The sequence below is a fragment of the Tsukamurella conjunctivitidis genome (genome assembly GCF_007858475.1).
In the GTDB taxonomy this organism is placed as follows: Bacteria; Actinomycetota; Actinomycetes; order Mycobacteriales; family Mycobacteriaceae; genus Tsukamurella; species Tsukamurella conjunctivitidis.
Genome location: NZ_VIGX01000004.1, coordinates 299,407 through 326,041, shown reverse-complemented (window position 1 = coordinate 326,041; position 26,635 = coordinate 299,407). Strand labels below are relative to the sequence as shown.

The 26,635-nt window shown below is 70.2% G+C and carries 22 protein-coding genes and 1 tRNA gene; 12 read left to right on the top strand and 11 right to left on the bottom strand.

The window, feature by feature from the left end; all coding sequences use genetic code 11:
- Nucleotides 1–297 precede the first annotated feature (297 nt).
- The 9 genes from FK530_RS10650 (at nucleotide 298) to FK530_RS10610 (ending at nucleotide 9,507) form a co-directional block, all read left to right on the top strand.
- A complete protein-coding gene (locus tag FK530_RS10650; RefSeq protein WP_146486976.1) occupies nucleotides 298–1,155 on the top strand; it encodes an MlaE family ABC transporter permease in 858 nt (285 codons plus the stop codon).
- A 173-nt stretch (nucleotides 1,156–1,328) separates the two neighbouring features.
- Nucleotides 1,329–2,192 (top strand): ABC transporter permease, encoded by an 864-nt coding sequence (locus tag FK530_RS10645; protein ID WP_146486975.1) that lies wholly within the window; start codon nucleotides 1,329–1,331, stop codon nucleotides 2,190–2,192.
- A gap of 3 nt (nucleotides 2,193–2,195) precedes the next feature.
- Nucleotides 2,196–3,395, top strand: a complete 1,200-nt coding sequence (locus FK530_RS10640; protein WP_146486974.1) for an MlaD family protein — start codon at nucleotides 2,196–2,198, stop codon at nucleotides 3,393–3,395.
- Nucleotides 3,396–3,411: 16 nt separating this feature from the next.
- Nucleotides 3,412–4,437, top strand: a complete 1,026-nt coding sequence (locus FK530_RS10635; RefSeq protein ID WP_158645075.1) for an MCE family protein — start codon at nucleotides 3,412–3,414, stop codon at nucleotides 4,435–4,437.
- On the top strand, nucleotides 4,422–5,441 hold the full coding sequence (locus tag FK530_RS10630; protein ID WP_146486972.1) for an MlaD family protein: 1,020 nt from the start codon (nucleotides 4,422–4,424) through the stop codon (nucleotides 5,439–5,441). Before FK530_RS10635 ends, FK530_RS10630 begins: the two co-directional genes overlap by 16 nt.
- Entirely contained in the window at nucleotides 5,441–6,544 is a 1,104-nt protein-coding gene (locus tag FK530_RS10625) for an MlaD family protein (RefSeq protein WP_146486971.1), read from the top strand. The genes FK530_RS10630 and FK530_RS10625 overlap by 1 nt, the downstream gene beginning before the upstream one ends.
- Nucleotides 6,544–7,593 carry an MlaD family protein gene (locus tag FK530_RS10620; RefSeq protein ID WP_146486970.1) on the top strand — a complete coding sequence of 350 codons (1,050 nt, stop codon included), beginning with the start codon at nucleotides 6,544–6,546 and terminating at the stop codon, nucleotides 7,591–7,593. The genes FK530_RS10625 and FK530_RS10620 overlap by 1 nt, the downstream gene beginning before the upstream one ends.
- Nucleotides 7,590–8,552, top strand: coding sequence for an MlaD family protein (locus FK530_RS10615; protein WP_146486969.1), 963 nt, complete (start codon nucleotides 7,590–7,592; stop codon nucleotides 8,550–8,552). Before FK530_RS10620 ends, FK530_RS10615 begins: the two co-directional genes overlap by 4 nt.
- A gap of 46 nt (nucleotides 8,553–8,598) precedes the next feature.
- A complete protein-coding gene (locus tag FK530_RS10610; RefSeq protein WP_146486968.1) occupies nucleotides 8,599–9,507 on the top strand; it encodes a hypothetical protein in 909 nt (302 codons plus the stop codon).
- 232 nt (nucleotides 9,508–9,739) lie between these two features.
- Here FK530_RS10610 and FK530_RS10605 read toward each other — a convergent pair whose 3' ends face one another.
- The 4 genes from FK530_RS10605 to rpmE all read right to left on the bottom strand — a co-directional run bounded on the left by FK530_RS10605 (nucleotide 9,740) and on the right by rpmE (nucleotide 12,740).
- Nucleotides 9,740–10,399, bottom strand: coding sequence for an L-threonylcarbamoyladenylate synthase (locus FK530_RS10605; protein ID WP_231706581.1), 660 nt, complete (start codon nucleotides 10,397–10,399; stop codon nucleotides 9,740–9,742).
- Nucleotides 10,396–11,322, bottom strand: a complete 927-nt coding sequence (gene prmC, locus FK530_RS10600) for a peptide chain release factor N(5)-glutamine methyltransferase (protein WP_146486967.1) — start codon at nucleotides 11,320–11,322, stop codon at nucleotides 10,396–10,398. The genes FK530_RS10605 and prmC overlap by 4 nt, the downstream gene beginning before the upstream one ends.
- Nucleotides 11,319–12,407, bottom strand: coding sequence for a peptide chain release factor 1 (gene prfA / locus FK530_RS10595; RefSeq protein ID WP_146486966.1), 1,089 nt, complete (start codon nucleotides 12,405–12,407; stop codon nucleotides 11,319–11,321). Before prfA ends, prmC begins: the two co-directional genes overlap by 4 nt.
- A 102-nt stretch (nucleotides 12,408–12,509) precedes the next feature.
- On the bottom strand, nucleotides 12,510–12,740 hold the full coding sequence (rpmE, locus tag FK530_RS10590) for a 50S ribosomal protein L31 (protein ID WP_068532376.1): 231 nt from the start codon (nucleotides 12,738–12,740) through the stop codon (nucleotides 12,510–12,512).
- 283 nt (nucleotides 12,741–13,023) lie between these two features.
- Here rpmE and FK530_RS10585 point away from each other — a divergent pair, with 283 nt between their 5' ends.
- Nucleotides 13,024–14,679 carry a serine/threonine protein kinase gene (locus tag FK530_RS10585; protein ID WP_146486965.1) on the top strand — a complete coding sequence of 552 codons (1,656 nt, stop codon included), beginning with the start codon at nucleotides 13,024–13,026 and terminating at the stop codon, nucleotides 14,677–14,679.
- Nucleotides 14,680–14,760: 81 nt separating this feature from the next.
- Here the strand turns inward: FK530_RS10585 and rho are convergent, their stop codons facing one another.
- The 6 genes from rho to argS form a co-directional block, all read right to left on the bottom strand.
- Complete coding sequence (gene rho / locus FK530_RS10580) at nucleotides 14,761–16,758, bottom strand: transcription termination factor Rho (RefSeq protein ID WP_146486964.1); 1,998 nt, start codon at nucleotides 16,756–16,758, stop codon at nucleotides 14,761–14,763.
- Nucleotides 16,759–17,139: 381 nt separating this feature from the next.
- Nucleotides 17,140–18,150: a homoserine kinase gene (gene thrB, locus FK530_RS10575; protein ID WP_146486963.1), complete on the bottom strand. Its 1,011-nt coding sequence runs from the start codon at nucleotides 18,148–18,150 to the stop codon at nucleotides 17,140–17,142.
- Nucleotides 18,151–18,158: 8 nt separating this feature from the next.
- A complete protein-coding gene (gene thrC, locus FK530_RS10570; protein WP_146486962.1) occupies nucleotides 18,159–19,247 on the bottom strand; it encodes a threonine synthase in 1,089 nt (362 codons plus the stop codon).
- Nucleotides 19,240–20,574, bottom strand: a complete 1,335-nt coding sequence (locus FK530_RS10565; RefSeq protein ID WP_146486961.1) for a homoserine dehydrogenase — start codon at nucleotides 20,572–20,574, stop codon at nucleotides 19,240–19,242. Before FK530_RS10565 ends, thrC begins: the two co-directional genes overlap by 8 nt.
- The gene (gene lysA / locus FK530_RS10560; RefSeq protein WP_146486960.1) at nucleotides 20,574–21,992 is read right to left on the bottom strand and encodes a diaminopimelate decarboxylase; all 1,419 of its coding nucleotides are present in this window, start codon (nucleotides 21,990–21,992) and stop codon (nucleotides 20,574–20,576) included. Before lysA ends, FK530_RS10565 begins: the two co-directional genes overlap by 1 nt.
- Entirely contained in the window at nucleotides 21,967–23,619 is a 1,653-nt protein-coding gene (gene argS / locus FK530_RS10555; protein ID WP_146486959.1) for an arginine--tRNA ligase, read from the bottom strand. The genes lysA and argS overlap by 26 nt, the downstream gene beginning before the upstream one ends.
- Before the next feature lie 76 nt (nucleotides 23,620–23,695).
- Here argS and FK530_RS10550 point away from each other — a divergent pair.
- Both FK530_RS10550 and FK530_RS10545 read left to right on the top strand, forming a co-directional pair.
- Nucleotides 23,696–23,768, top strand: a tRNA-Arg gene (locus FK530_RS10550).
- Between the two features lie 600 nt (nucleotides 23,769–24,368).
- Nucleotides 24,369–26,006, top strand: coding sequence for an FUSC family protein (locus FK530_RS10545; protein WP_146486958.1), 1,638 nt, complete (start codon nucleotides 24,369–24,371; stop codon nucleotides 26,004–26,006).
- 11 nt (nucleotides 26,007–26,017) lie between these two features.
- Here FK530_RS10545 and FK530_RS10540 read toward each other — a convergent pair whose 3' ends face one another.
- Entirely contained in the window at nucleotides 26,018–26,425 is a 408-nt protein-coding gene (locus tag FK530_RS10540) for a DUF6998 domain-containing protein (protein WP_146486957.1), read from the bottom strand.
- Between the last annotated feature and the right edge of the window lie 210 nt (nucleotides 26,426–26,635).

Here is a 26,635-nt window from a genome sequence, read left to right as displayed (position 1 = left end):
ACCACCCCGCTCAGCGTCTCGATGTGCACGCGTGCGAATCTACTCGCACCCCCGCGTCACCCGGGTCCGGCGGTCCGAGGCTTTGCGATCGTAGTTCTCCGCACCCCGCCTGACCTGAGCGGATGGACACGATCCAGCCGACTGCCCAGATGTTACTGACGAGTCGCTCACACGGCCTCGGCGAAGCAGGCCAATGACGCACATCACTCCTTTGGCCGTTATAGTGTCCTCGGTCATACACCTGAGAACGCAGCATGTGGGTCACAGTGTGGCCACAGTCGAGAGGAGACGTTCGCGGTGACGCAATCCGTTGCGCAGGGCGCGGCACCTGCCAAGCGACCTTCCTACTGGTCGATCATCAGCAAGAACTTCTCCAGCACCGTCGTGGATTCCATCCGCACGATCGGCCGGAGCGTCAGGATGCTGATCATGTCGCTGGTCGCCCTCGTGACCGACACGATCCGCGGCCGGCTCCAGTGGAAGGAAGCGCTGAACCAGGTCTGGTACATGATCGGCGTCACCTCGTTCCCCGGCGTCCTCATCGCCATCCCGTTCGGCATCGTGATCTCGATCCAGGTGGGCAACATCATCGCTCAGCTCGGCGCGGACTCGCTGCAGGGCGCCGCCGGCGGCCTCGCCGTCATCACGCAGGGCGCCCCGATCGCCACCGGCCTCCTCCTCGCCGGTGCCGGCGCCTCGGCCATCGCCGCCGACCTGGGCGCACGCACGATCCGTGAGGAGACGGACGCCATGCGGGTCATGGGCATCAACCCGCTCAACCGCCTCGTCGTCCCGCGCCTGCTGGCCGCCTGGATCGTGGCACCGCTGCTCAACATCCTCGTGATCTCGATCGGCACGCTCGCCGGCTACCTCGTCGCCGTCGGCAGCCAGGGCGTCACGCCCGGCGCCTACTGGCTCTCGTTCGGCTCCTTCGCGCATCCCGTCGACGTGTGGATCTCGCTCATCAAGTCCCTCATCTTCGGCACCGTGATCGCCATCATCGGCTGCCAGCGCGGCCTCGAGGCCCGCGGCGGCTCGCGCGGCGTCGCGGACGCGGTGAACGCCACCGTCGTCCTCTCGTTCGTCGTCATCTTCGCGTTGAACCTGCTCATCACGCAGGTCACGACGATGTTCTTCCCGATGCAGGTGGGCTGACCCATGACCACTCCACTCAGGGCACGACCCTCTTCATCCCCGACGCAGGTGGGCTGACCCATGACCACTCCACTCAGGGCACGACCCTCTTCATCCCCGACGCAGGTGGGCTGACCATGCACCACTGCACCGCTGAATCGACCGCTCTCGTCGCTGAACAGGTGAGCTGATACATGGCAACCGTCTACCGCCCTCGGGGCACACGCTGGTTCTTCAACCTGTTCGGAGCATCCGGATCGGCCTGGAGCCTCTTCGACACCATCGGCCACGTCGTCTCCTTCGTCGCCGAGGTGATCCGCACCGTTCCCCACGCGATCAAGCACTACCGGTCGCAGATCATGTACATCCTCACCGACATCACGTGGGGCCGTGGCGCGCTCGTCGTCGGCGGTGGCACCGCCCCGGTGCTGGCCGTCCTCGGCATCACGGTCGGCGGCATCGTCGCCGTGCAGGGCTTCGCGATCCTCAACATGCTCGGGATGGGCCCGCTCACCGCGGTGGTCGCGTCGTTCGCGAACACCCGTGAGTTCGCCCCGATGCTCGCGGGCGTGGGCTTCGCCGCCCAGGCCGGCTGCCGCATGACCGCCGAGATCGGCGCGATGCGCATCAACGAGGAGATCGACGCGCTCGAGTCCCTCGGCCTGCGTTCGGTGTCCTTCGTCGTGACGACCCGCGTCCTCGCGGGACTGATCGCCGTGGTGCCCGTGTACCTCATCACCCTGATCCTGTCCTGGCTCTCCTGCGCCTGGGTGGTGAAATCGGTGTACTCCATGCCGTCCGGCACGTACGACCACTACTTCAGTCAGTTCGTGAGCGGATCCGACATCGTCTTCTCAGTGATCAAGGTGGCCGTCTTCCTGACCGCGGTCATCATCATCCACTGCTACCAGGGCTTCTTCGCCTCCGGCGGCCCGGAGGGTGTCGGCACGGCCTCGGGTCGCGCCATCCGCGCCAGTCTCGTGGCCGTCGTCGTCCTCAACCTCGTCATGACCGTCGCGCTGTGGGGCTTCACCTCCCCGGTCTACTTCAAGGGGTAACCAATGGGAGTCGTATCCGTACCAGGAATGTCGGTCGAGCGGTCGGTGCTCCGGCGCCGGGGCCTGATCGCCGTGGCGGTGATCCTCGCGATCGTGCTCGTCGGCTGGCTCGTCAAGGCCCTCTGGCCGAAGGACGAGTTCTCCTTCACGCTCCGCTCCCCCGCAGTGGCCGCCGGCATCAAAGACGGTGCACCCGTCCGGATCCAGGGCATCAAGGTCGGTGAGGTCACGGGCATCAAGGCGCTCGGGAACGGCCAGCAGGGCGTCACCGTGACGATGAAGTCGGCCGACGGCAAGTCGCTGACCAACAACCTCGAGGCCGCGTATTCGGCGGGCAACCTGTTCGGCGTCTCGGAGGTCATCCTGACCCCGCACGACGGTGGCGGCACGCTCCAGGAGGGCGCGCAGATCGCGCCCACCAAGCCGATCACGGACAACACCGTCTCGAACATGATCATGACGATCGGCGACGTCAACAGCGACGCGCTGCGCCCGCACATGAGCCAGATCCTGCTCAACTTCGACGCCTCGTCGAAGGCCATGCTCCCGCTCTTCACCGCCCTCGGCAGTGTCGCGCAGGCGGTGCAGGACACGCAGCGGCTCTCGACCGCGCAGACCTTCCCGATCATCACCCAGGCCATCGAGAGCGCGGATTCCGCCACGACGGCGCTCATCCCGGCGGTCAAGACGCTGTTCGACTACCAGCCCGTGCACGACAAGGGTTGGGTCAACCGCGGCAAGACCACGCTGGACTCGCTGACGAACGACAAGGACAGCCTGACGGCGGCCCTGCAGAAGATCCTCGACCCGAAGGCGCTGGCCGGCCTCCAGACGGCCACGCCGATGCTGGTGAACCTGATGCAGCCGTTGCTCACCGCCTTCCCCAACGGGAGCGCGACGGGCGTCGGCATCCAGATCGGCCAGTTGCTCGACAACGTCCGCAAGGCGATGCCGAACACCCCGAACGGGCCGGTGCTGAACCTGCGTCTGTCGGTCGACTACCCTGCCATCGGCGCGATGCTGCCTCCGGCACCGACGTTCACGTACATCCCGCCGAAGCCGGGCGAGAAGCCGGCCGAGGCGAAGCCGGGCGAGAAGCCGGCCGAGGCGAAGCCGGGCGAGACCAAGCCGGCCACGGCGTCGCAGGGCGCACCGTCGTCCTCGAAGCCGAGCACCCCGACGTCCACGAAGCCTGGGAGCTGAGCCAACCATGAAGTCAATGAAGGCGACCTCGATCAAGATCGTGGTCTTCGCCGCGGTGATGATCCTGCTGCTCGTGCTGGTGCTGCAGGCGCTGACCCGGCCGCCGCAGGGCGATATGGACACCTTCCACGCGGAGTTCAAGGACGTCTCGGGCCTCAAGATCGGCGACGACGTGCGCATGCTCGGCGTCCAGGTGGGCAAGGTCAAGGACATCGCGGTCAAGCAGTCCTCGGACCACCGGCTCTCCAACGCGGCGGTGACCTTCTCCCTGCAGCGCGACCGGAAGTTCCGGACCGACGACACGCTCGCCATCCGGTACCAGAACCTCACCGGTTCCCGGTTCCTCGAGGTGCGGCCCACGCCGAAGAGCACGGCCGCCGAGGTCAAGCCCGGCAGCACGATCAGCGAGAAGTTCACCCAGCCGTCGTTCGACATCACGACCGTCTTCGTGGGCCTCAAGCCCGTCCTGTCGACGCTCAACGCCGATGACATCAACCACCTGTCGCAGTCGGTGCTCGCGGTGATCCAGGGCAACGGCGAGGGTCTCGGCCCGCTGCTGGGTTCGCTCGACAAGCTGATGGCCGTGAGCAACGACCGCCAGCGCGTCCTGACCCAGCTCATCACCAACCTGGGCTCGGTCTCGGAATCCATCGGCGGCGCCTCCCCCGGCCTGACCAAGGTGCTCCAGCAGCTCGACGTCTTCGCCCGCACGCTGGCGAGCAACGTCGACTCGATGCGGGAGTGGTCGGACAAGACCTCCGGCGTGGTCAGCCGTACCAATGCGCTGCTCGCGGCGCTGGGCCTCACTCCCAACGAGAACCCCCCGCTGGACGCGATCGTCAGCAACGCGATGCCGATGGCGGAGCAACTGGTCAACGCGCTCGCGACCCTCCCCGGCATCGTCCAGCTCCTGAACGAGGGCACGAAGCCGCAGGCGGGCCCCGCGGTCTCGACGACCTGCAGCAAGGGCCAGGCCAAGCTCCCCGGCATGATGAATCTCTTCGTCGCAGGTCAGAAGGTGACGGTATGCAATCCAAAGTGAACCTCTTCAACCGTCCGCTGCCGACGGCCGCGCAGGATCGCCGGTACCAGCTGAACTGGGGCATCGTCGGCGCGCTGATCACCGTCATCGTCCTCGCGATCTGCGGCTACCTCTTCGTCTTCCAACCGGGCACCAAGGAGTACTCGGCCGACTTCAAGGAGGCGCAGGCCGTGCGCTCGGGCGTCGACGTCCGCGTCGCCGGCATCAGCGTGGGCTCCGTCTCCGACGTCGAGCTGCTCGACGACCGGGTGCGCGTGAAGTTCCGTGTCGACAAGGACGTCTTCCTGGGCGACGCCACCACCGCGTCGATGAAGATGCTCACCACGGTCGGCGGCTACTACATGGCACTCACGCCGATGGGCACCGCCGACCTCGGTGACAAGCCCATCCCGCCGGAGCGCGTGTCGATGCCGTACAGCCTCCTGGAGACCTTCCAGCAGGCCACGCCGAAGGTCGAGAAGATCAAGGCGACGCCGATCCGCGAGTCCATGTCGCAGCTGAATCAGGCGCTCGAGGACCAGCCGGAGTCGATCCGCAACACCGTCGGCACCTTCAACCGGATGTTCGAGAACATCCTGCGCCAGCAGGATCAGGCGGGCGACTTCGTCAAGGTGATGAGCGAGTACTCGACGACGGTCAACCAGAACGGCGACCTGCTGCTCTCGCTGATGCGGAACATGAGCACCTTCTTCTCGGCGGCCGAGGTGAACCTGGCGGGCTTCAAGAGCTACCTGACGAACACCACGCAGCTCGTGCAGCGCCTCGCTCCCCTGCTCAACGTTTACCTCAACAACGTGGACCCGATCGCCAGCCGCTTCGACGCGCTGGTGAACAAGGCCCGCGAGGTGGTCAAGCAGGCGGAGCCGGCGATCGCCAACGCCAAGGACATGCTGGCCGGCCTGCAGAAGACGATCGCGCCCGACGGCACGATCCAGCTGAACCAGTCCGAGCAGACCTTCCTCGCGACCAACGTCTGCATTCCGAGCCCGGGGGTGACCTGCTGATGCGTAAGTTCCTCGCTTCCCGCGGCGCGATGTCCGCGTTCGTGGTCCTCGTCGCCGCCGCGCTGGTCCTCGGTGGTGTGGCCTTCAAGGGCCTCACCCAGAAGACCACCGCCTACTGCGCCGAGCTCGACAGCTCGGTGGGTCTGTTCACCGGCAGCAAGGTCGCGCAGTTCGGCTACCCGATCGGCGAGATCACCAAGATCACGCCGAACGGCAAGACGACCCGCATCGACTTCGACCTGCCCGCCGACCGCAAGCTGCCGACCAACGTCGGCGTCGTCTCGATCGCCGACTCCCTGGTGGCCCAGCGCCGCCTCGAGCTGCTCGAGACCTACAAGGGCGGCCCGGCATGGCAGCCCGGCAACTGCATCACCAACACGAAGACGCCGCTGTCGATCACCGAGTCGCTGCAGGCGGTCTCGAAGGTCGTCGACGACCTGACCGTGGGCGGCGGCGACGAGGAGTTCCGCAAGGCGATGGCCTCCATCCCCGCGCTGAACAAGGCCACGCAGGGCACGGGCCCGGAGATCGCCGCGCTGACCAACAAGCTCGGCGAGCTGATGCGCAACCCCGGCCCCGGCATGGGCGACGTGGCGGCGATCCTCGACGCCTTCGCGCCCGCGTCCGACGGCCTGGTCCAGAACTGGGGCGAGATGCGCGACTTCCTGACGAAGTACGCCTTCCGCATCAAGAACGTGGGCGAGCCGTTGATGGACACCGGTATCGGCGCCTTCCCCCAGCTCGTCCCGCTGGTGAAGACGCTGGCCACCATCTTCGACAAGTACGGCGCCTTCATCGCGCCGCTGCTCGAGGTCACGGTGCCGACCACCACGCTGCTCGCGGCCACCACCAAGCAGTTCGGCGACCTGCTCAACATCCTGCCGCCGCTGATCCGGGCCTTCCAGGTCAGCGTCGACAAGAAGACCCTGGCCACCAAGATCACCTACCGGCCGCCGTCAGCGCTGGTGCCGTCCAAGAACCCGGCCCAGACCTGCAACAACCTGAACCGGTTCGCGCCGGGGCAGTGCAAGGTCGCCGACGCCGGCCACGTCAACGTGGAGCTCATCTCCACGGTCCTGCGCGCGACGGGAGCGGCGTACTGATGCGGAACCCACTGAACAGGCGTGCCCTCGCAGTCGGCATCGCCACCGTCGCCACCGGGGCGGTCCTGGCCGGCTGCGGCTCGGTGCCGTTCAATCCGTCGGCGATCCCCGCTCCCGGGCAGCCGGGCGGCGGCGACGGCTACGTCGTGCACCTCGATTTCACGAACGTGCTCAACCTGCCCGACCGCGCGCGCGTCGTCTTCGACGGCGTCGTCTCCGGCCGCCTGCAGAAGGTCACCCTCGAGGAGGGCAAGGCCGTCGTCGACGTGAAGATCAACAACAGCGTGAAGGTGCCGAACACGGTCACCGCGACGCTGCAGCAGGACACGATCCTCGGCGACACGTACGTGGCCCTCAAGACCACGCCGGGCAAGCCGGGTACGCCGCTGAAGGCGGGCGACACACTGCCCACCACGCAGACCAAGCCGCCGACGCAGATCGAGGACATTCTCGCCGACCTGGCGAACTTCCTCGGCAGCGGCAGCCTGATGCAGCTGCAGGACACCTTCAGCCGGATCAACACCAACCTGCCGGCCGATCCGCAGAAGCTCTCGGGCCTGGTCAAGACGGTCTCGCAGACGGTGGTCGACCTGGGCCGGCAGAACGACAACGTGAGCCAGGCGATCACCTCGGTCGGCAGCCTCGTGACGACGATCAACGACAACGATCAGATCCTCGTCGCCCTGCTCAAGCCGACCGATGACTGGTTCGGCGACACCCTCGACCTGACGACGGGCGCGATCAAGGTGCTCAGCCGCCTCTCCGATTCGCTCGCTCCGCTCTCGTTCACCGCTCCCCTGCTCGACGCCTCGACGGCGACCGTGGCGGGCGTGATCAAGCCGCTGATGTTCCCCGGCTGGCCGAACATGAACGGCCGGCAGGCGAACCTGGCGAACCTCGAGGATCTGCTGAAGAACAAGATCCTGCCCTTCCTCTCCAGCGGGGCCAAGGTCAACGTCAAGGAGCTGGGCACCAACGGGAACGTGCCCTCTTCCGATGCCGCCCGCCAGGCGGTCAACAACCTTCGGATGGTGGGAGCAGTTCCGTGAAAAAGAGCACCTTCTTCAGCCTCCTGACCTTCGCGCTGGTCATGGTGCTGGGCACGGCGTACATCGCCTTCTCCGTGCTGCACTGGCGTCCCCTCGCGGACTACCGCTCGGTCACCATGAAGCTCGACGACGCGAACCAGCTGCTCCCCGACTCCTCGGTGCTCGTGCGCGGCGTCAAGGTGGGCAACGTCGAGACCATCGACCGCAAGGACGGCAAGGTCGTCGTCAGGTTCCGCTACGACGGGAAGTACAAGATCCCGGCGGACACGGGCCTGCGCATCGAGCAGCTGTCGGCCGTCGGTGAGCCGTACATCGAGTTCCGCCCCGACACCCTCAACGGCCCGTACCTGGCCGACGGCTCGACGATCGACGTCGCGAAGGTCAAGGAGCCGCTGTCGCTGCCCGAGACCTTCAAGCTGATCTCGGGCCTGACGAGCAACATCAACTCGACGGACCTGGGCGGCATCACGGAGACCCTGGCGGACGCGACCAGCAACACGCAGGGCTCGCTGCCGAACATCTCGCAGGCCGGCGATCTGCTCGCCCGCACGCTCACCGCGCGGATGCCCAACATCCGCCGGATGATGGAGAACACGCAGAACTACCAGGCCGATATGGACTGGCTGCCCGGTGCGATCTCCGAGTTCGGCCCGGCGACCCGGACCTTCGTGGTCAAGGACGTCGAGATGCTCAAGGCGCTGGACGTCCTCATGAAGGGCATCAACGGGCCCGAGACCCTCACCAAGTCGGTCAACCCGTTCCTGATGAAGATCGCCCCGAACACCAGCAAGCTGCTGTCGAACCTCGGCCCGATGACGGAGCCACTGGTGCCCGTGGTGCAGGCGCTGACCGACGTCATGCCCCAGATCGACATGGCCGCGCTACTCTCGCAGGCGTTGAACACGGTCGGCTCCGACGGTGCCGCGAACCTCACGGTGGTCATCCCGCCGAAGAAGTAGCGCTCCACCGGACCGACGAACCCCGACACGATTGGCTACCCGACAAGTGACTGATTCCACCCCGGACGACAAGAACCTCGCTGACGAGGCCGCGGCGACCGAGGAGACCGTGCAGGACACCGTCGACGAGGCGACCGAGGAGACCGCCGACGCGACCGACGCGGGCGCGGAGCCGGACGAGGCCCCGACCGCGAAGGTCTCGACCGCGACGAAGGCCGCCGCGACGAAGCAGCCGGCCGTCACGAAGCGCCCCGCTCCCCCGGTCGACGAGGACGAGGAGGACGAGGCTCCCGCGCGTCGCCCGAAGGCCTCGGCCCGCGCCGCCGCGCAGGGCGGCCGGGCCGCGGTCCCGACCGCCGGTGCGACGGTCACCACCGTGGTCATCACCGTGGTGATCCTGGCACTGCTCGCGGCGTCGATCACCTTCGGCGTGCTGTGGGGCCTGCAGAAGTCCGAGAACAGCGACATGAAGGCGGCCGCCGCCGAGCGGGCGCAGGCCGAGAAGGTGGCCGCGGAGTACGCCGCGGGCGCCTCGACCTTCGACTACCGCGACCTCGGACCGTGGCGCACGGCCATCGTCAAGGGCGTCTCGGAGGACCTGAAGAAGCGGATGGACGCGACCGCCGGCGCGATGAACCAGCTGCTGCAGCCGCTGCAGTGGGTGTCGAAGGGCACCGTCATGGACGCCGTGGTCAACTCGCAGTCGGGCCCGATCTACAAGGTCAGCGCCTACGTCAAGGTCGAGGCCACGAACGTCCAGGCGGCGAGCGGCCGCGAGGTCGTCACCGTCTACAACGTGACGCTGGACAAGGACAAGGACTGGCAGATCACCGACGTGGGCGGCTCGCTCGCCGACCCGTCGGCGCAGGCGACGCAGCCGACGCAGGCGCCCGCGGAGGGAGCTCCCGCCGATGGCGCCCAGGCGCCCGCGGCGACGCCCGCCCCCGGCAACTGACGCCCGGAAGCACCGGCGAGCGCCCGGAACCCGTCAGGGTCCGGGCGCTCCGTCGTTTCCGCGGCCGTGCGATCGTGGGCCGTGAATCGGCCGCGGGTCCCGCCCGGCCCCCGGGTCGCGGGTCCGGGAACCGCGGGGCCTCACGCTCTACCGGGTGACCGCGGACGAGGGCGGGGACTGGCGCATCACCGACGTCGGCGGCATCGCCCATGATCGCCCCGGGGGACGTAGCTCAGGCGAGCGACTCGGGGGTGACCCCGAGGACCTCCGCGATCCGTGCGGTGCTCACCGCCCCCTCGCGGAGCACGCGCGGCTGCGGCCCGGACAGGTCGACGATGCTCGACGGTGCGGCGTGCTCCGACGGGCCGCCGTCGAGGTAGACGTCGACGGAATCACCCAACTGATCACGCGCCTCCAGCATGGTGGCGGCGGGCGGGCGACCGGAGACGTTGGCGCTGGAGACGGCCATCGGACCGACCTCGCGCAGCAGCTCGATCGCGACGGGGTGCAGCGGCATCCGCAGCATCACGGTGCCGCGGGTGTCCCCGAGGTCCCAGGCGAGGCTGGGCGCCTGCTCCACGACGAGGGAGACGGCGCCGGGCCAGAAGGCGCGGGTGAGCTCGCGGGCGGCGTCGCTGACGCGGCTGACGAGCCCGTCGATGGTGTTCCAGGAGCCCACGAGCACGCCGACGGGCATGTCGGGTCCGCGGTTCTTGGCGGCGAGCAGCGCGGCGACGGCGCGGCCGTCGAAGGCGTCGCATCCGATGCCGTAGACCGTGTCCGTCGGCATCACCACGAGGTGGCCGCCCTTCAGCGCGGACCGGGCGGCGCTGAGGCCCGCGGCGCGGGATTCCGGGTCGGTGCAGTCGAAGGCGCGGCTGGCGATGCTCACGGGTCCATCCTGCCAGTCACGTATCGCGGCCTGCCCGCGAGGTCCCGGTGCTGGACGAGGTCGCCGAAGCCGGCCGCGCGCAGCAGGTCGGCGGTGCCCGCGCCGTTGCCGTCGTCGTGCTCGATCCCGACCGCTCCCCCGCCGGCGAGCAGCCGCGCCGCGAGCGGTGCGAGGCCGCGTATCAGGTCGAGCCCGTCGGCGCCGGAGAACAGGGCGGCGGCGGGATCGGCGGCGGCCTCATGATCGAGCGGCGCGTCGTCGGGCACGTAGGGCGGGTTGGACACCACGAGGTCGACGGTGCCGAGCAGCGCGGCCAGGCGCTCCGGCAGGTCCGGTTCGCGCACGTCGGCCGCGAGCACCGTCGCCCTGCCCGCGAGGTCGGCGCCGGCGACGTTCCGGCGCAGGTAGTCGAGGGCGGTCTCGTCGCGTTCGACGAGCACGACGCGCGCGTCGGGCACCGTCGCCGCGAGGTACAGGCCGAGCGCGCCGGAACCCGCGCACAGATCGACGATGCCGGCGCCGGGAGCGGAGCGAGCGGGCCGCATGGCACCGGCGCCGGGAGCGGAGCGAGCGGGCCACATGTCGCCGGCGCCGCCGTCCACCTGCTGGGCGGCCCAGGCGGCGAGCAGCTCGGTCTCGGGTCGCGGCACGAAGACGCCGGGCCCCACGGCCAGCGTGAGCGGACCGAAGTACGCGCGGCCGAGGATGTGCTGCAGCGGTTCCCGGGCCTCCCTCCGCGCGAGCAGCGCCTCGTACGCGGCCTCCTGCGCCGGCGTCGCGTCGTCGGCGATCGGTATGCGGCCGCGGTCGATGCCCAGTGCCTCGGCGAGCAGGGTCTCCGCGTCGAACCGGGCCGACGGGACGCCGGCGGCCGCCAGCCGAGCGGCGGCCGCGGCGGCGAGGTGGGTGGGCCTGAGACTCACTCGGCCTCGAGGCGGGCCTGGCGGTCCGCGGCCTGGAGCGCGTCCAGGAGTGCATCGAGGTCCCCGTCGAGGACCTGGTCGAGGTTGTGCGCCTTGAACCCGATGCGGTGGTCCGCGATGCGGTTCTCGGGGAAGTTGTAGGTGCGGATCCGCTCCGAGCGGTCGACGGTGCGGATCTGCGCGGCCCGGGAGTCCGATGCGGCGGCCTCCGCCTCCTCCTCCTTGAGGGCCTGCAGCCGCGCAGCGAGCACCTGCATGGCGCGAGCCTTGTTCTGCAGCTGCGAGCGCTCGTTCTGACAGGTCACGACGATGTTCGTCGGGAGGTGCGTGATACGCACGGCGGAGTCGGTGGTGTTGACGCCCTGGCCGCCCTTGCCGGAGGACCGGTAGACGTCGATACGCAGGTCCGACTCGTCGATCTGCACCTCCTCGACCTCGTCCGGCTCGGGGTAGACGAGCACGCCGGCGGCGGAGGTGTGGATGCGGCCCTGGCTCTCGGTGGCGGGGACTCGCTGCACGCGGTGCACACCGCCCTCGAACTTCATGCGGGCCCACACACCGTCGATGGTGCCGTCGGCCCCCGGGCCGCGGGACTTGATCGCGAACGTGGCGTCCTTGTAGCCGCCGAGGTCGGAGTAGGTCGCGCCGAGGGTCTCGACCTTCCAGCCCCGCCGCTCGGCGTAGCGCAGGTACATCCGGGCGAGGTCGCCGGCGAAGAGGGCGGACTCCTCGCCGCCCTCCCCGGACTTGACCTCGAGCACCACGTCCTCGGAGTCGTGCGGATCGCGCGGCGCGAGCAGGTCGGTGAGCTGCTGCTCGAGCGCCTCGATCTGCTCCGTCAGTGCGGTCACCTCGTCGGCGAAGGAGGGGTCGTCCGCGGCCAGTTCCTGCGCGGCGGCGCGGTCCTCGCGGGCCGCCTCGAGCTTGCGGTGCGTCGCCATGACGGGTGCCAGTTCGGCGAAGCGCTTGCCCACCTTGCGTGCCGCGGCGGCATCGTTGTGCAGCGCCGGGTCGGACATCTGCTGCTCAAGGCCGGCGTACTCGGCCAGGATGTCGTCGATCGCGGAGGGGGACGAGGCGCTCATGGCGGCGGGGCCTTTCTCGGACGGAAGCGGTTGACCGGGCGGGAGGCCCGTGAAACGCGCCGACGCCCGGCCTGCGGGGCAGGACGGGCGTCGGCGGGACAGCTACTCGGAGGCCGAAGCCTTGCTCGGGCGCTTGCCGTAGCGCTTCTCGAAGCGGGCGACGCGGCCGCCGGTGTCGAGGATCTTCTGCTTGCCCGTGTAGAACGGGTGGCACTGCGAGCAGACCTCGACGTTGATGCGGCCGTCGGCCTTGGTGCTGTGCGTCTCGAACGTGTTACCGCAACCGCAGACAACGGTGGTGGCCACGTACTCGGGGTGGATCCCCTGCTTCATGATTGCCGTCCTTCTCGTTCTTGGTCGCCGGGTCGCCCCTGGCGTTCGCCAGGACCGTGAACCGGAACCCATACCGACGTTCCAGTATGCCAGAACGCACAGCTCTTCGAGAAATTCCCGGGCCCTGCGGGCGGCCGGCGTCGCCCCGGTCACGACCCGGGAGACGTTTGGCGATTGACTGGCGCGCCGTAAGCCGCCCGGGGTTAGCTTCCACCAGTCAGTGGACCGGCACCGGGCGCGCAGCGCGAGCGGGCCGTGTTCTCGAGAACACGGGAGTGAAGACGTGAACGAGTCAGGCAATGGACCGGCGATCGAGCCCGCCGGGACCGTGATCGGCGGATACGTCGTGGAGCGACTGTTGGGCGCCGGCGGCATGGGGGCGGTGTACGCGGCCCGGCATCCGCGCCTGCCGCGCGTGGACGCCCTCAAGGTGCTCCCCACGGCCTTCTCCCACGACCCGACCTACCGCGCCCGGTTCGAGCGCGAGGCCGACATGGCCGCGCGGCTCGATCACCCGAACATCGTGCCGGTCTACGACCGGGGCAACGACGACGGCCGGTTGTGGATGTCCATGAAGCTCGTCCCCGGCCAAGACGGCTCGGCCCTGCTCGCGAGCAATCCCAGCGGGCTGCCGGTCGACCGGGTCCTCACCATCGTCGACGCCGTGGCGGCGGCCCTGGACTACGCGCACTCGCAGGGGCTGCTGCACCGCGACGTCAAACCCGGCAACATCATGATCGACTCGACCGGCGCGACCCCGCGTGTCATGCTCGGCGATTTCGGCATCGCGCGCCAGCAGCAGGAACACAGCGACCTCACGTCGGTCGGCATGGTGGTCGGCACCCTGGACTACGCCTCGCCCGAGCAGCTCAGCGGCGACCCCGTCGACGGACGCAGCGATCAGTACAGCCTCGCCGGCACGACGGTGCAGTTGCTGACGGGCGCGAAGCCCTACGGCGCCAGCAGCGGCACCGCCGTGATCCGCGATCATCTGATGGCGCCGCCGCCGGCCCCGTCGCGCCAGCGACCCGGCCTTCCGCCCGCGATCGACGCCGTGATCGCCCGTGCCATGGCGAAGGCGCCGCAGCAGCGGTACGCGTCGTGCCACGATTTCGCGCACGCGCTGCGCGCCGCAGCCGCGGCGCAGGGGCAGGCACCGTCGAACCCGACGGCGCGGGTGGCGACGCCGCCTCCCGGTGCGGCCTTCCGTCCCGCGACTCCCCCGCCGTTCCAGAGCGCGCCCTCGCAGCCCTTCGCCCGGCCGTCGGGACCGATCTCGAACCCGCAGTTCGCGGGGCCGCAGGGCACGTGGCAGGGCGGCCCGGTGGGGCTCACCGGCGCGGCGCCGCAACAGGGCGGTACCCGGAAGGGCGTGGTCATCGGCGCGATCGCCGCGGTGGCGGTGGTGGCCGTCGCGGCGGTCTCGATCCTCGTGCTCAGCACGGGCTCCGACGAGACCGTCGCCTCGCCGACCAGCACGAGCAGCGCCCCGGTGACGACCACGACGGCGACGCCCGTGAACAACACCTCGACCGTGCGGGACGGGTACATCGACCCGTGCCTGTTGCCGGTGTCGACGATCTCGACCCTGGGGATCAGCCCGCTCGCGGACGATCCCGGACAGCGCTCGAGCAGTGCCGGCGCGAAGTACGCCTGCAAGGGCTCCGATTCGAAGGCGAGCAACGCCGACGTGAAGTTCGCGACCTTCGTGACCTCGAACTCGTGGGAGACCGGCACGCCCGTCTCCGTGCCCGGGTCGACGAAGTGGCGCTCGTTCACGGTGCCGAGCACCAACACCGCGACGCCCGACTACTGCATCACCGCGTACAAGTCGCTGTCGAACGGCGTCCTCTACATCGGCCTGCAGAAGGTCGCCAACCGCGACTGCAACCGCGGCGCCGAGATCGCCGCCGCGATCACGCCCGCGCTGCCGCAGTAGGGTTCCGGACAGGTCCAGCGCCTGCACCGAAGACGACGAAAGGCGCGCCCGAGGGCGCGCCTTTCGCGTGGTCGATGCGGATCAGTCGTTGTCGCCGAAGCCGCTGTTCTTCTGCACCGTCATGAGGAACTCGATATTGTTCTGCGTCTTCTTGAGCTGGCTGATCAGCAGGTCGATCGCCTGCTGGCTGTCCAGCGCGGCGAGCAGCCGGCGCAGCTTGTTCACCACGGCGGCCTCGTCGGGCGCCATGATGAGCTCGTCCTTACGGGTGTTCGACGCCGCGACGTCGACCGCCGGGAAGACGCGCCGCTCCGAGATCTTGCGGTCGAGCTTGAGCTCGGCGTTGCCGGTGCCCTTGAACTCCTCGAAGATCACGGTGTCGCCGGTGGAGCCGGTCTCGACCAGCGCGGTGGCGATGATCGTCAGCGAGCCGCCGTTCTCGATGTTGCGCGCCGCGCCCAGGAACCGCTTGGGCGGGTACAGGGCCGTCGAGTCGATACCGCCCGAGAGGATGCGGCCCGACGCGGGGCTCGAGTTGTTGTACGCACGGCCCAGGCGGGTGATCGAGTCGAGCAGCACCACGACGTCCTTGCCGCCCTCGACGAGCCGCTTGGCCCGCTCGATCGCCAGCTCGGCCACCGAGGTGTGGTCTGACGGCGGACGGTCGAAGGTGGAGCTGATGACCTCGCCGCGCACGCTGCGCTGCATGTCGGTGACCTCTTCGGGACGCTCGTCCACCAGCACGACCATGAGGTAGCACTCGGGGTTGTTGGTGGCGATCGCGTTGGCGATGTCCTGCAGCACCGTCGTCTTACCGGCCTTCGGCGGGGCGGAGATCAGCGCGCGCTGGCCCTTGCCGATGGGCATGATCAGGTCGATCACGCGGGTGGTGAGGATGTTCTGGGCGGTCTCGAGGCGCAGCCGCTGGTTCGGGTACAGCGGCGTGAGCTTGTTGAACTCGGGCCGGTTCTTCGCGGACTCGACGTCCTGGCCGTTGACCGAGTCGAGGCGCACCAGCGGGTTGAACTTCTGGCGGTTGCTCTGGTTGCCGCGACCACCGCCGCCGCCCTGGTTGCCACCCTCGTTGTTCTCCCCGTCGCGGGGCATCTTCACGGCGCCCGTGATCGCGTCGCCGCGGCGCAGGCCGTTGCGGCGGATCATGTTCATCGAGACGTAGACGTCGTTCGGACCGGCGATGTAACCCGAGGTGCGCACGAAGGCGTAGTTGTCGAGCACGTCGAGGATGCCGGCCACGGGCTGCAGGACGTCGTCCTCGCTGACCTGCGGCTCGCCGTCGTTCTGGTTGCGGTCGCGGCCGCGGCGGCGCTCACGGAAGCGGCGCCCGCGGCGGCCCTGGCCATCGCCCTCGTCAGGGCCGTTGTTCTGGTTCTGATCGTTCGACGGGCCGTTGTTGCCGCGCTGCCGGTTCTCGCCCTGCTGACGCTCGCCCTGCTGGCGGCCGCCCTGCTGACGGTCCTGGCGGCCCTCGCCCTGCTGGCGATCGCCCTGACGGTCCTGGCGGCCCTCGCCCTGCTGCCGGTTCTCGCCGTCCTGGCCCTGGTTGCCGTTCTGGTTGCCGCGGCGCTGGTTGCGCTCACGGCGCTGACCGCCCTCGCGCTGCTGACCCTGCTCGCCGTCGTTCTTGGGGGCCTCGGCCGGGGCGTCGGCGCGGTCCGCCGGCTGCTCCGCCTTGTCGCCCTTGGGGGCGCGGGCCGAGCGGGACTCGCGGGTCTGCGTGGTCGCGGCGTCCGCGGGCGCCTCCGCCGCCGGAGCCTCGGCCGGCTCCGCCGCCGGGGCGGTGGTCTTCGGGGCGTCGTTCGCCGGGGCCTCCGCCTTCGCGGCGGTGGTCTTCGCGGCCTTCGGCGCGCCCTTGGGGGCGCCGCCGTGCTCGTTGATCGCGGCGATCAGATCGCCCTTGCGCAGGCCGGAGATGCCCTTGATCCCCAGCTCGCTCGCGATGCCGCGGAGTTCGGCCAGCACCATGCCGTTGAGACCCGAGCGGCGTCGCTCGTCGGCGCGCGTGGTGCTGACCGCGGCGGTGGCCGTCTCCGGGCTGGTGGTCACGTCCGTTTCGGTCACGGAGTTCCTTTCAATTCCCTCCTCACGCAGCGCGAGAGCAGGGGCCTACCGTGCTCGCCGGGCTGTCCTGTGTTGTTGCACAGGTGTTTTCGCGGGCGACGCACGAATGACGAAGGTGCTTGTATGCGCTTCGGCTGCCGGGCCCCGCGTTTCCGGCGGGGGCACAGATGTCTCGGCCTGATGTGGAGACCGGCGCGCCAACACGTCCGGAGCTGGTCGCTGGGCGTGGAAATGGCAAAGTGCCGAAGTAGCGTCCGCGCATTCGTCGGACACTTTTGCCATGATAGCGCGGGTCCGGGCCCCCGGCAATCACCGCCCCCGTGTTTCGGGTTCCGCACCGCCTTCCCGCGCACGTGCGGCGTCCGCGGGAAGGCAGGTACCTCAGCCGCGCGCGACCCCGTCGGCGATGGGCAGTTCACGCACCGTGAAGCCCGCCTCGACGGCGGCGTCCGAGAGCCGAGTGGGTAGTGCCTGCGGCGTCAGCGCCAGGACCGTGGGCCCGGCGCCGGAGATCGCCGCGGCCACGCCGGCGGCGCGCAGGCGCTCGACCAGCGCGAAGGACTCCTTCATCGACGCCGCACGGTACCGCTGGTGCAGCCGGTCCTCCGTGGCGTCCAGGAGCAGGTCCGGGTGCGCGGTGAGCGCGAGCACCATCAGCGCGGCGCGCGAGGCGTTGAACGCGGCGTCGGCGTGCGGCACCAGGCGGGGCAACATGCCGCGCGTCACCGACGTCGAGGACTGCACGTCGGGGACGAAGGCGTACGCCCGGATGTCGGGGTGCACGTCCACTCGGCGCGCCCCGTAGTGCACGGGGGCCGACGGTGCCGCGCTCGCCGCTGCGTGATCGCGGTAGCCGGCGACGTCGGGCACGGGCACCGCGGGGACGGTCCACGCGACGACGGCACCCCCGAGCACGCTCGCGGAGGCGTTGTCCGGGTGCCCCTCGAACTCGGAGGCCAACTGCACCATCTCGTCCGTCGTGAGCCCGCGCGGGGCGTCGGCATCGGCGGCCAGTGCGGCGGCGGCCGCGATCCCGGCCACGGCGGCGGCCGCCGAGGAGCCGAGCCCGCGGGAGTGCGGGATGCGGTTGACGCAGGTCAGGCGCAGTCCGGGCGCGGTCACGCCCAGGTGGGCCAGGGTGCGGCGCAGCGCGACGACCACGAGGTGCCGGTCGTCGGTGGGCACCTCGTCGGCGCCCTCCCCCGTGATCGCGACGGTCAGGTCGCCGTCGGCCTCGGGGTCCACGGTCTCGACGGTGACGTCGTCGTAGAGCCCCAGCGCGAGGCCCAGGGTGTCGAAACCGGGGCCGAGGTTGGCGCTGGACGCCGGCACGGTCACGGTGGCCCGCAGGCCGACGGGCAGGACGAGGGGCGCGTTCGCAGCGGGTGACACGGCCGCGCTTACTCCGTCAGGCCCATGGCCGAGGCCACGGCGACGGGGTCGATGCCGACCCGGGCGATCTCGGGCAGGCTGCTCAGGGCCGTGTCGGGGTCCTTGAGACCGTTGCCGGTCACCGTGCAGACCACGGTGGAGCCCTTCTCGATCCAGCCGTCGGCGGTCGCGGCCAGGAGGCCGGCGACCGACGCGGCGGAGGCGGGCTCGACGAAGACGCCCTCGGTCTTGGCGATCAGGCGGTAGGCCTCGAGGAGCTTCTCGTCGGTGGCGGCGCGGAACTCGCCGTTCGACTCGTCCTTCGCGGCCACGGCCTGGTTCCAGGAGGCCGGGCTGCCGATCCGGATGGCCGTCGCGATGGTCTCCGGGTCCTTGACGGGAGCCCCGTTGACCAGCGGCGCGGCGCCGGCGGCCTGCACGCCGAGCATGCGCGGACGGCTGCTGATCACGCCGTCGGCGAAGTACTCGCTGTAGCCGCGCCAGTACGCGGTGATGTTGCCGGCGTTGCCCACGGGCAGCGCGTGCACGTCGGGGGCCTTGCCGAGCGCGTCGACGATCTCGAAGGCCGCGGTCTTCTGGCCCTCGATGCGCACCGGGTTCACGGAGTTCACCAGCGCGATGGTGTCGAAGGTGGCGGTGGTCTTGCGGGCCAGCTCGAGGCAGTCGTCGAAGTTCCCGTCGACCTCGATGATCTTCGCGCCGTACATGACGGCCTGGGCCAGCTTGCCCATGGCGATCTTGCCCGCGGGCACGAGCACGGCGCATTCGATGCCGGCGATCGCGGCGTACGCGGCCGCCGAGGCGGAGGTGTTGCCGGTGGACGCGCACAGCACGCCCTTCTTGCCGGTGGCCTTGGCCTCGGTCACGGCCATCGTCATACCGCGGTCCTTGAAGGAGCCGGTGGGGTTGAGGCCCTCGACCTTGAGGTGCACGTCGCAGCCGGTGAGCTCGGAGAGCGCCCGGGCGGGCAGCAGCGGGGTGGCGCCCTCGCGCAGGGTGACGGGCGCCCAGCCCGGCGCCCAGGTGTCGCACACGGGCAGTCGGTCGCGGTACGCGGTGATCAGGCCCGGCCAGGGCTGGTGCACGGCGCTAGTCATTGGTTCCCTCCAGACGGAGCACGGAGGACACGGCGGTCACCACGTCCAGGTTCTTCAGGGCCTCGACGGTGGCCGACAGGGCCGCGTCGGGTGCCTTGTGGGTGAGGATCACGAGCCGGGCACCCTTGTCCGGGGTGTCGGCCTGCTGGCGGACGGTGCTGATGGAGACGCTCCGCGCGGAGAACTCGTTCGCGACGGCGCTGAGCACGCCCGGCCGGTCCGCGACCTCCATCGCCACGTAGTAGCGGGTGAGCACCTCGCCGATCGGCGCGATGGGCAGCTTCGCGTACGCCGAGTCGCGCGGTCCGCGGCCGGAGACGACCTTGTTGCGGGCCGCCGCGACCAGGTCGCCCATCACCGCGGACGCCGTGGGCGCGCCGCCCGCACCGGCGCCGTAGAACATCAGGCGGCCGGCGTTCTCGGCCTCGACGAAGACGGCGTTGTACGCGCCGTCGACGCTCGCCAGCGGATGCTTGAACGGCACCAGCGCCGGGTAGACCCGGGCCGACACCCGCTGTGAGCCGGCCTTGTCGGTGAACTTCTCGCAGATCGCGAGCAGCTTGATGGTGCAGTCGAAGGCCTTCGCCGCCTCGATGTCGGCGGCGGTGACTCCGGTGATGCCCTCGCGGTGCACGTCGTCGGCCTTGACCCGCGTGTGGAAGGCGATCGACGCGAGGATCGCGGCCTTGGACGCGGCGTCGTAGCCCTCGACGTCGGCGGTCGGGTCGGCCTCGGCGTAGCCCAGCCGGCCCGCCTCGGCGAGCACCGTCTCGTAGGCCTCGCCCTTCTCCGCCATGTTGGACAGGATGAAGTTGGTGGTGCCGTTGACGATTCCCGCCACCAGCTCCACGCTGTCGCCCGCGAGGGACTGCTGCAGCGGGCGGATCACGGGGATCGCGCCGGCCACGGCGGCCTCGAAGTACAGGTCGGCGCGCGCCTTGTTGGCGGCGTCGGCGAGCTGGCCGGTGTACTCGGCGAGCAGCGCCTTGTTGGCGGTCACCACCGACTTGCCGGCCTTGAACGCGCTGAGCATCAGCGACCGGGTGGGCTCGATGCCGCCCATCACCTCGACCACGATGTCGACGTCGTCGCGGCCGACCAGGGCCTCCGCGTCGTCGGTGAGCAACGTCTTCTTCAGCCCGAGCGCCTTGAGGCCGCGGTCCTTGCCGGTGTCGCGCACCGCGATCCCACGGATGACGAGCCGCGCGCCCACGCGGGCCGCGAGGTCGTCGGCGTTCTCGACGAGGATGCGCGCCACCTCGGTGCCCACGGTGCCCATGCCGAGGAGGGCGACGCCCAGTTCTCTCTGCTGTGCGGAATCAGTCATCAGAGCACCTCCAGGCTCACCAGGTCGTCCACGGTCTCCCGGCGCAGGATGAGTCGCGCCGCGCCGTCCTTGACCGCCACCACAGCCGGACGCGGCTGCATGTTGTAGCGGCTGGACATCGAATAGCAGTAGGCCCCCGTCGCGGCGACGGCGAGGAGATCACCCTCCGCGAGGTCGCCGGGGGTGAGCGTGTCGCGCACCAGGATGTCGCCGGTCTCGCAGTGCTTGCCGACGATCCTCGACTGCACGGGCTCGCCCTGCGGGTCGCGGTCCGCGACCACGGCGGTGTACTCCGCGCCGTACAGGGCGGTGCGGATGTTGTCGCTCATGCCGCCGTCGACCGAGACGTAGCGCCGGAAACCCTGGCCGCGGACGTCCTCGGAGTCGACCGCGACGTCCTTGATCGTGCCCACCTCGTACAGCGTGATCCCGGGCGGGCCGGCGATCGCGCGGCCGGGCTCGACCGCGAGGTGCGGGGTCCGCAGCCCCAGCGCGGCCGACTCGGTCTCGACGATGTGGCGCAGCTTCGCGGCGAGATCCGCGACGGGCGGCGGGTCGTCGTGCGCGGTGTACGAGATACCCAGGCCGCCGCCGAGATCGATCGTGCTCAGCTGGGCGGTCTTCTCGGCGCCGAAGCGGGCGACGACGTCGCGCAGCAGCTCCAGCACGCGGCGCGCGGCGATCTCGAATCCGTTGACGTCGAAGATCTGCGAGCCGATGTGGCTGTGCAGCCCCACCAGACGAAGGTTGTCGGCCGCGAAGACTGCGGTGACGGCCCGCATCGCCGGCGAATCGGCATCAGCCGCACCGGAATCGCCCGCCGCGGCGAGCGAGAAGCCGAACTTCTGGTCCTCGTGCGCGGTGGAGATGAACTCGTGGGTGTGCGCCTCGACGCCCGGCGTGAGGCGGATCAGCACCTCCTGTACGACGTTCCGCTCCCCCGCGACGGCGTCGAGGCGCGCGATCTCCGAGAGCGAGTCGACCACGACGTGCCCGATGCGGGACTCGACGGCGTAGTCCAGCTCGGCGACGGACTTGTTGTTGCCGTGCAGCGCGATCCGCTCCGCCGGGAAGCCCGCGCGCAGCGCGACCGCCAGTTCGCCGCCGCTGCACACGTCGAGGTTGAGCCCCTCGTCGCGCACCCAGCGGGCGATCTCCATGGAGAGGAAGGCCTTCGAGGCGTAGTGCACCGCGGCGTCCTCGCCGAAGGCCTCGCGCATGCCGCGGCAGCGGGCGCGGAAGTCGTCCTCGTCGATCACGAACAGCGGCGTGCCGAACTCGGCGGCCAAGGCGCCCACGGGGACCCCCGCGACGGAGACGACACCGTCGGCCTCCCGGCGCGCGTGGGCGGGCCAGACGGCCCGATCCAGTTCACTCACGAGTGGTGGCCTCTCACATCCGGTCGGGTGCCGAAACACCCACGAGGGCCAGGCCGTTCGCGAGCACCTGGCGGGTGGCGGCGCACAGCGCCACGCGGGCACGGTGCAGATCGGTCGGGGCCTCGTCGCCGAGCGGCAGCACTCGGCACTCGCCGTAGAAGCGGTGGTAGGCGCCGGCGAGCTCCTCGAGGTAGCGCGCGATCCGGTGCGGCTCACGCAGATTCGCGGCACCGGCGGCGACGGCCGGGAACTCGCCCAGGGTGCGGACCAGATCGCCCTCGCGCGCGTGGTCGAGCAGTCCCAGGTGCTCCGTCGACGGCGCGATGCCGAGCTCGGCGGCCGAGCGGGCGATCGCGGACAGGCGAGCGTGCGCGTACTGCACGTAGTAGACGGGGTTCTCGTTGCTGGCCTGCGCGAGCAGGTCGAGGTCGAGGTCGATGGAGGTGTCCACCGAGCTGCGCACCAGCGAGTACCGGGCCGCGTCCACGCCCACGGCCTCCACGAGGTCGTCGAGGGTGATGACGGTGCCGGCCCGCTTGCTCATGCGGACGGGCTTGCCGTCCCTGACCAGGTTCACGAGCTGCCCGATGAGCACCTCGATCTGCGCCGGGTCGTAGCCGAGCGCGGCGGCGGCCGCCTTGAGCCGGCCGATGTAGCCGTGGTGATCGGCACCCAGCATGTAGATCGCGAGGGTGAAGCCGCGATCGAACTTGTGCTTGATGTAGGCGATGTCGCCCGCGATGTAGGCGGCGTTGCCGTCGGACTTGATGACGACGCGGTCCTTGTCGTCGCCGTAGTCGGTGGCCTTGAGCCACCAGGCGCCGTCCTGCTCGTACAGGTTGCCGTTGTCCTTGAGCTGCTGGACGCTGCTCTCGACGAGGCCCGAGGTGAACATCTCGTCCTCGTGCGTGAACACGGCGAAGTCCGTGCCGAACTCGTGCAGGGTCCGCTTGATGTGCGCGAACATGAGCTCGACGCCGTCGGCGCGGAAGGCCTCGACGCGGTCGGCCTCCGGGAGTTCGAGGATACCGGGGCGGCCCGCGACGACGGTGGCCGCGATGTCCTGGATGTAGTCGCCCGCGTAGCCGTCCTCGGGGGCCGGCTCGTTCCGGGCGGCCGCGTCCAGCGAGCGCGCGAAGCGGTCGATCTGCGCGCCGTGGTCGTTGAAGTAGTACTCGCGCGTGACCTCGGCCCCCTGCGCCTCGAGGACGCGGCCCAGGCTGTCGCCCACCGCCGCCCAGCGTGCGCCGCCCAGGTGGACGGGGCCCGTCGGGTTGGCGGAGACGAACTCGAGATTGATGAGGGCGCCGTCGAGGGCGGTGCCGTGGCCGAACGCCCCGGCCTGCTCGAGGATGCTCGTGACGAGCTGGTTCTGCGCGTCCGCGGCGAGGCGGATGTTGAGGAAGCCGGGGCCCGCGACGGTGGCCTCATCCACGCCGTCCGCGTTGCCGAGCGCCTCGGCCAGCCAGGTGGCGAGGTCGCGCGGGTTCACGCCGGCCTTCTTGGCGACCTGCATCGCGACGTTGGTCGAGTAGTCGCCGTGCTCGGGGTTGCGCGGGCGCTCGACGGTGACGCGATCGGGCAGCACGGAGACGTCGAGGCCACGCTCGGTGAGCACGGTGGTCGCGGTGGCGTGCAGGAGTTCCGAAAGGTCAGCGGGAGTCACCAGACCATCCTAGGGTGCGCCTGACCGCCCGGTTTCCGCCGGGCCCGCCCTATGCGCTAACCTTGCTACGCCCTGCGCCCCCGTAGCTCAGGGGATAGAGCGTTCGCCTCCGGAGCGAAAGGCCGCAGGTTCGAATCCTGCCGGGGGCACTTTCTCCCGCGGCGCACACGGACTGTTTCGCGCACGACACCGAAGTCCTTGTAGACCGCACACGTGCGCGTGGAGCGATCATTCTCGACAGTCTGCGACGTGGGCGAGGCCCAGGGCCGCCAGATCATCCGCCCCAGCAGGATCATGCAGATGCCGATCACGCCGGCCGCGAATCGGATGGACTTGGTCAGCGCCAACGCGTGCAGATCGGTCGTACCGCCACCGTACTATGAATGCAGTATGGTGAATACTTGTAAACTCGACCGTGCCCATTCCGGGAGACCTGTGCTGAACCGAGGCGTATTCACCGACCCGCCGCGCCCCTTGACCGAGCGCGAGGAGTGGGACGCGCTCTACGAGGCTCGCCGCGCGGCCAGGCAGTCGCGCAACACGTTGCGCTCCGCCCGCGGACAGTACCGACGTTACCGCCGACGTCTCGGCGGCCGTCCCTATCTCGACTGGCCGCGGTGGAGGGCCGAGTACGACAAGACCTACCGGACGACCGGAACACCGATACCACCCGGGAGCAACAGCCCGCCCAGCGTGTACTGACCCGGCCGCCCCAGGCGCCGCCCGCACCGCGGTGATGAAATGGGAAGGTGAGCGAGCCAATCCACGATCCCCCGCCCTCCGTCGCGCGCGTGCGCTCCCTCGTCTTCGCCGACGGTGCGCCCGTGTGGCGGTGGCGGGCCGGCCTGCGGGCTGCGGCGGCGGTGGGGATTCCCGGCGCGGCGCTGGTCGCAGCGGGGCACGCGAGCTCCGCGCTGTTCGCCACGTTCGGCGCCTTCGCGGTGCTGTACGGCGAAGGCCGCGCGTACCGGATCCGGGGGCAGGTGGTCGCGGCCGCGGGTTCGGCACTGCTGGTCTGTGTCGCCGTCGGCGCGATGATCGGCTGGGCGGTGCCGTCGGGCGGGGTCGCACTCAAGATCTGCGCGGTCCTGATGACCGTGATCCCGGCGGTAGCGGCGGTGTACGTCGTCGACGCGCTGCGGCTCGGCCCACCCGGCGCCCTGTTCTTCGCGATCGTGGGGTCGGGCGCGCTGATCGCGGTGGAGTCCGGCGCCGATCCGGCGATGCTCGTGGTCGGCGCGGCGCTCGGCGTCGTGAGTTCGGTGCTCGTCTCGCTGTCCGGGGCGCTCGTCGATCCGTCCGCGCCGCAGCGTGAGGCGGCGGCGCGCGCGATCGGCGCGGTGGACGCCTTCCTCGGCTCCGACGGTCCGCGGTCGGCAGAGCGCCGCCACTCCGCCGGGTCCGCGCTGGTCGCGGCGTGGTCCACGATGGACGACGCCCGCGCGGCGAACCGGCCCGCCGACGCCGAGCTGCTCGTGGCGCTGCGGGACGCGAACGCCCGGTTCGCCGCCGCATCGACCGACGACGCGGAGACCGAGGTCGATCCGACCCGTGCCGTGACCACCTCGCGGCTGCGACCGACGGTCGGCTATCGACTGCGCCGTTCGCTGAGCCCTTCCTCGCACGCGACGATCACCGCGACCCGCGTCGCCGTGGCCTGCCTCGCCGCGGGCGCGCTGAGTATCGCCCTCGGCTTCGACCGCCCGCACTGGGCCGCTATCAGCGCGCTGGTCGTCCTGCAGACCGGCGTGAACCGGGTGCACGGAACCGTGCGGGCACTGCACCGATTCCTGGGTACCGCGCTCGGACTCGTGCTCTTCGCCGGCCTGCACGCGCTCGCGCCGCAGGGGTACGCGCTGATCGCGGTGATCGCCGTGCTCCAGTTCGTCATCGAGATACTCATCGTGCGCAACTACGCGGCGGCGGTCGTGGTGATCACCCCCGTCGCGCTGCTGGCCAGCGGAGCGGGCGTCACGGGCGGCGCCGCGGGCCCGGTCATGCGGGACCGCCTGATCGAGACCCTGGTCGGCGTCGTCGTCGCGCTGCTCGCGATGTACCTGCTGGCGCCCGGGGCGCACCGTCGGACCTTCGCCTGGACCGACCACCGGATCCGCCGCACCGCCATCGACCTCGTCGACGCCGGGGAGCGGATCCCCGTCGGCGCCGCTCCCGCGCGGGAAGCGGCCCGGCACCTGCACTTCGAGTTGGAGGGCGGTGTCCGCGCAGGCATCGATTCGATGCACAACGAGCCGGAATGGACGGCCGAACGCTGGCCCGGGCGCGCCGCGCGAGTGCACGACGGCTACGACCTCACGTCCGCGTTCTGGACCACTCCGCCGGACGAACCCCTCCCCGACGGACACGTCTGGCGCCATCGGTTCCGCTGAGCTCCCGAGCCTCACTCATTCAGTCGCCGGAGCGTCGACAGCGCCACGGAGAACTGCCCGTTGGACTGCACCGGCCGTTCCGCGACCCTGGCGATCGGCCCGTAGAACACCAGCTCGGGCTCGGCGCGTACATCCAGCCGGAGCACGAGCAGGTCGTCGGCCTCCCGGTGCGAGGAGGCGCGCAGCGCGACGCTCGTCCCGTAGGTCGCCTTGATCTCGACCTTCCGTCCGTCGCGGTCGACGGCGTCGTAGCCCTTCATGGACGGCGGCACGAGCGTGAGCCCGAACATCGTTGCCGCCAGTACCTCCCCGAGAGTGCCGACGAGATGGCCATCCGGCGTGAAACGTCGGCCGTGGATCTCGCCGAGCTCGGATGTGATGGCATGCAGCTGCGCGACGAGCTCCGTGGTCCGATCCATCGTTTCAGCCAAGCACGATCCGTCCGTTCTCGAGCGATCCGGCGGACAGGGGGCAGCCCGTCGCTCCCGCCCTCCTACGACCGCACCGACCACGAACTCGGCGTCGTCCGAGAGGTTTTCGCCGAACCGGCGGCTCCTCGAAACTGCTCCAGCCGCCATAAGATTCTCGATGGGGAAGCTTTGCAATTCGGAAATGCGGAGTCGGCACCG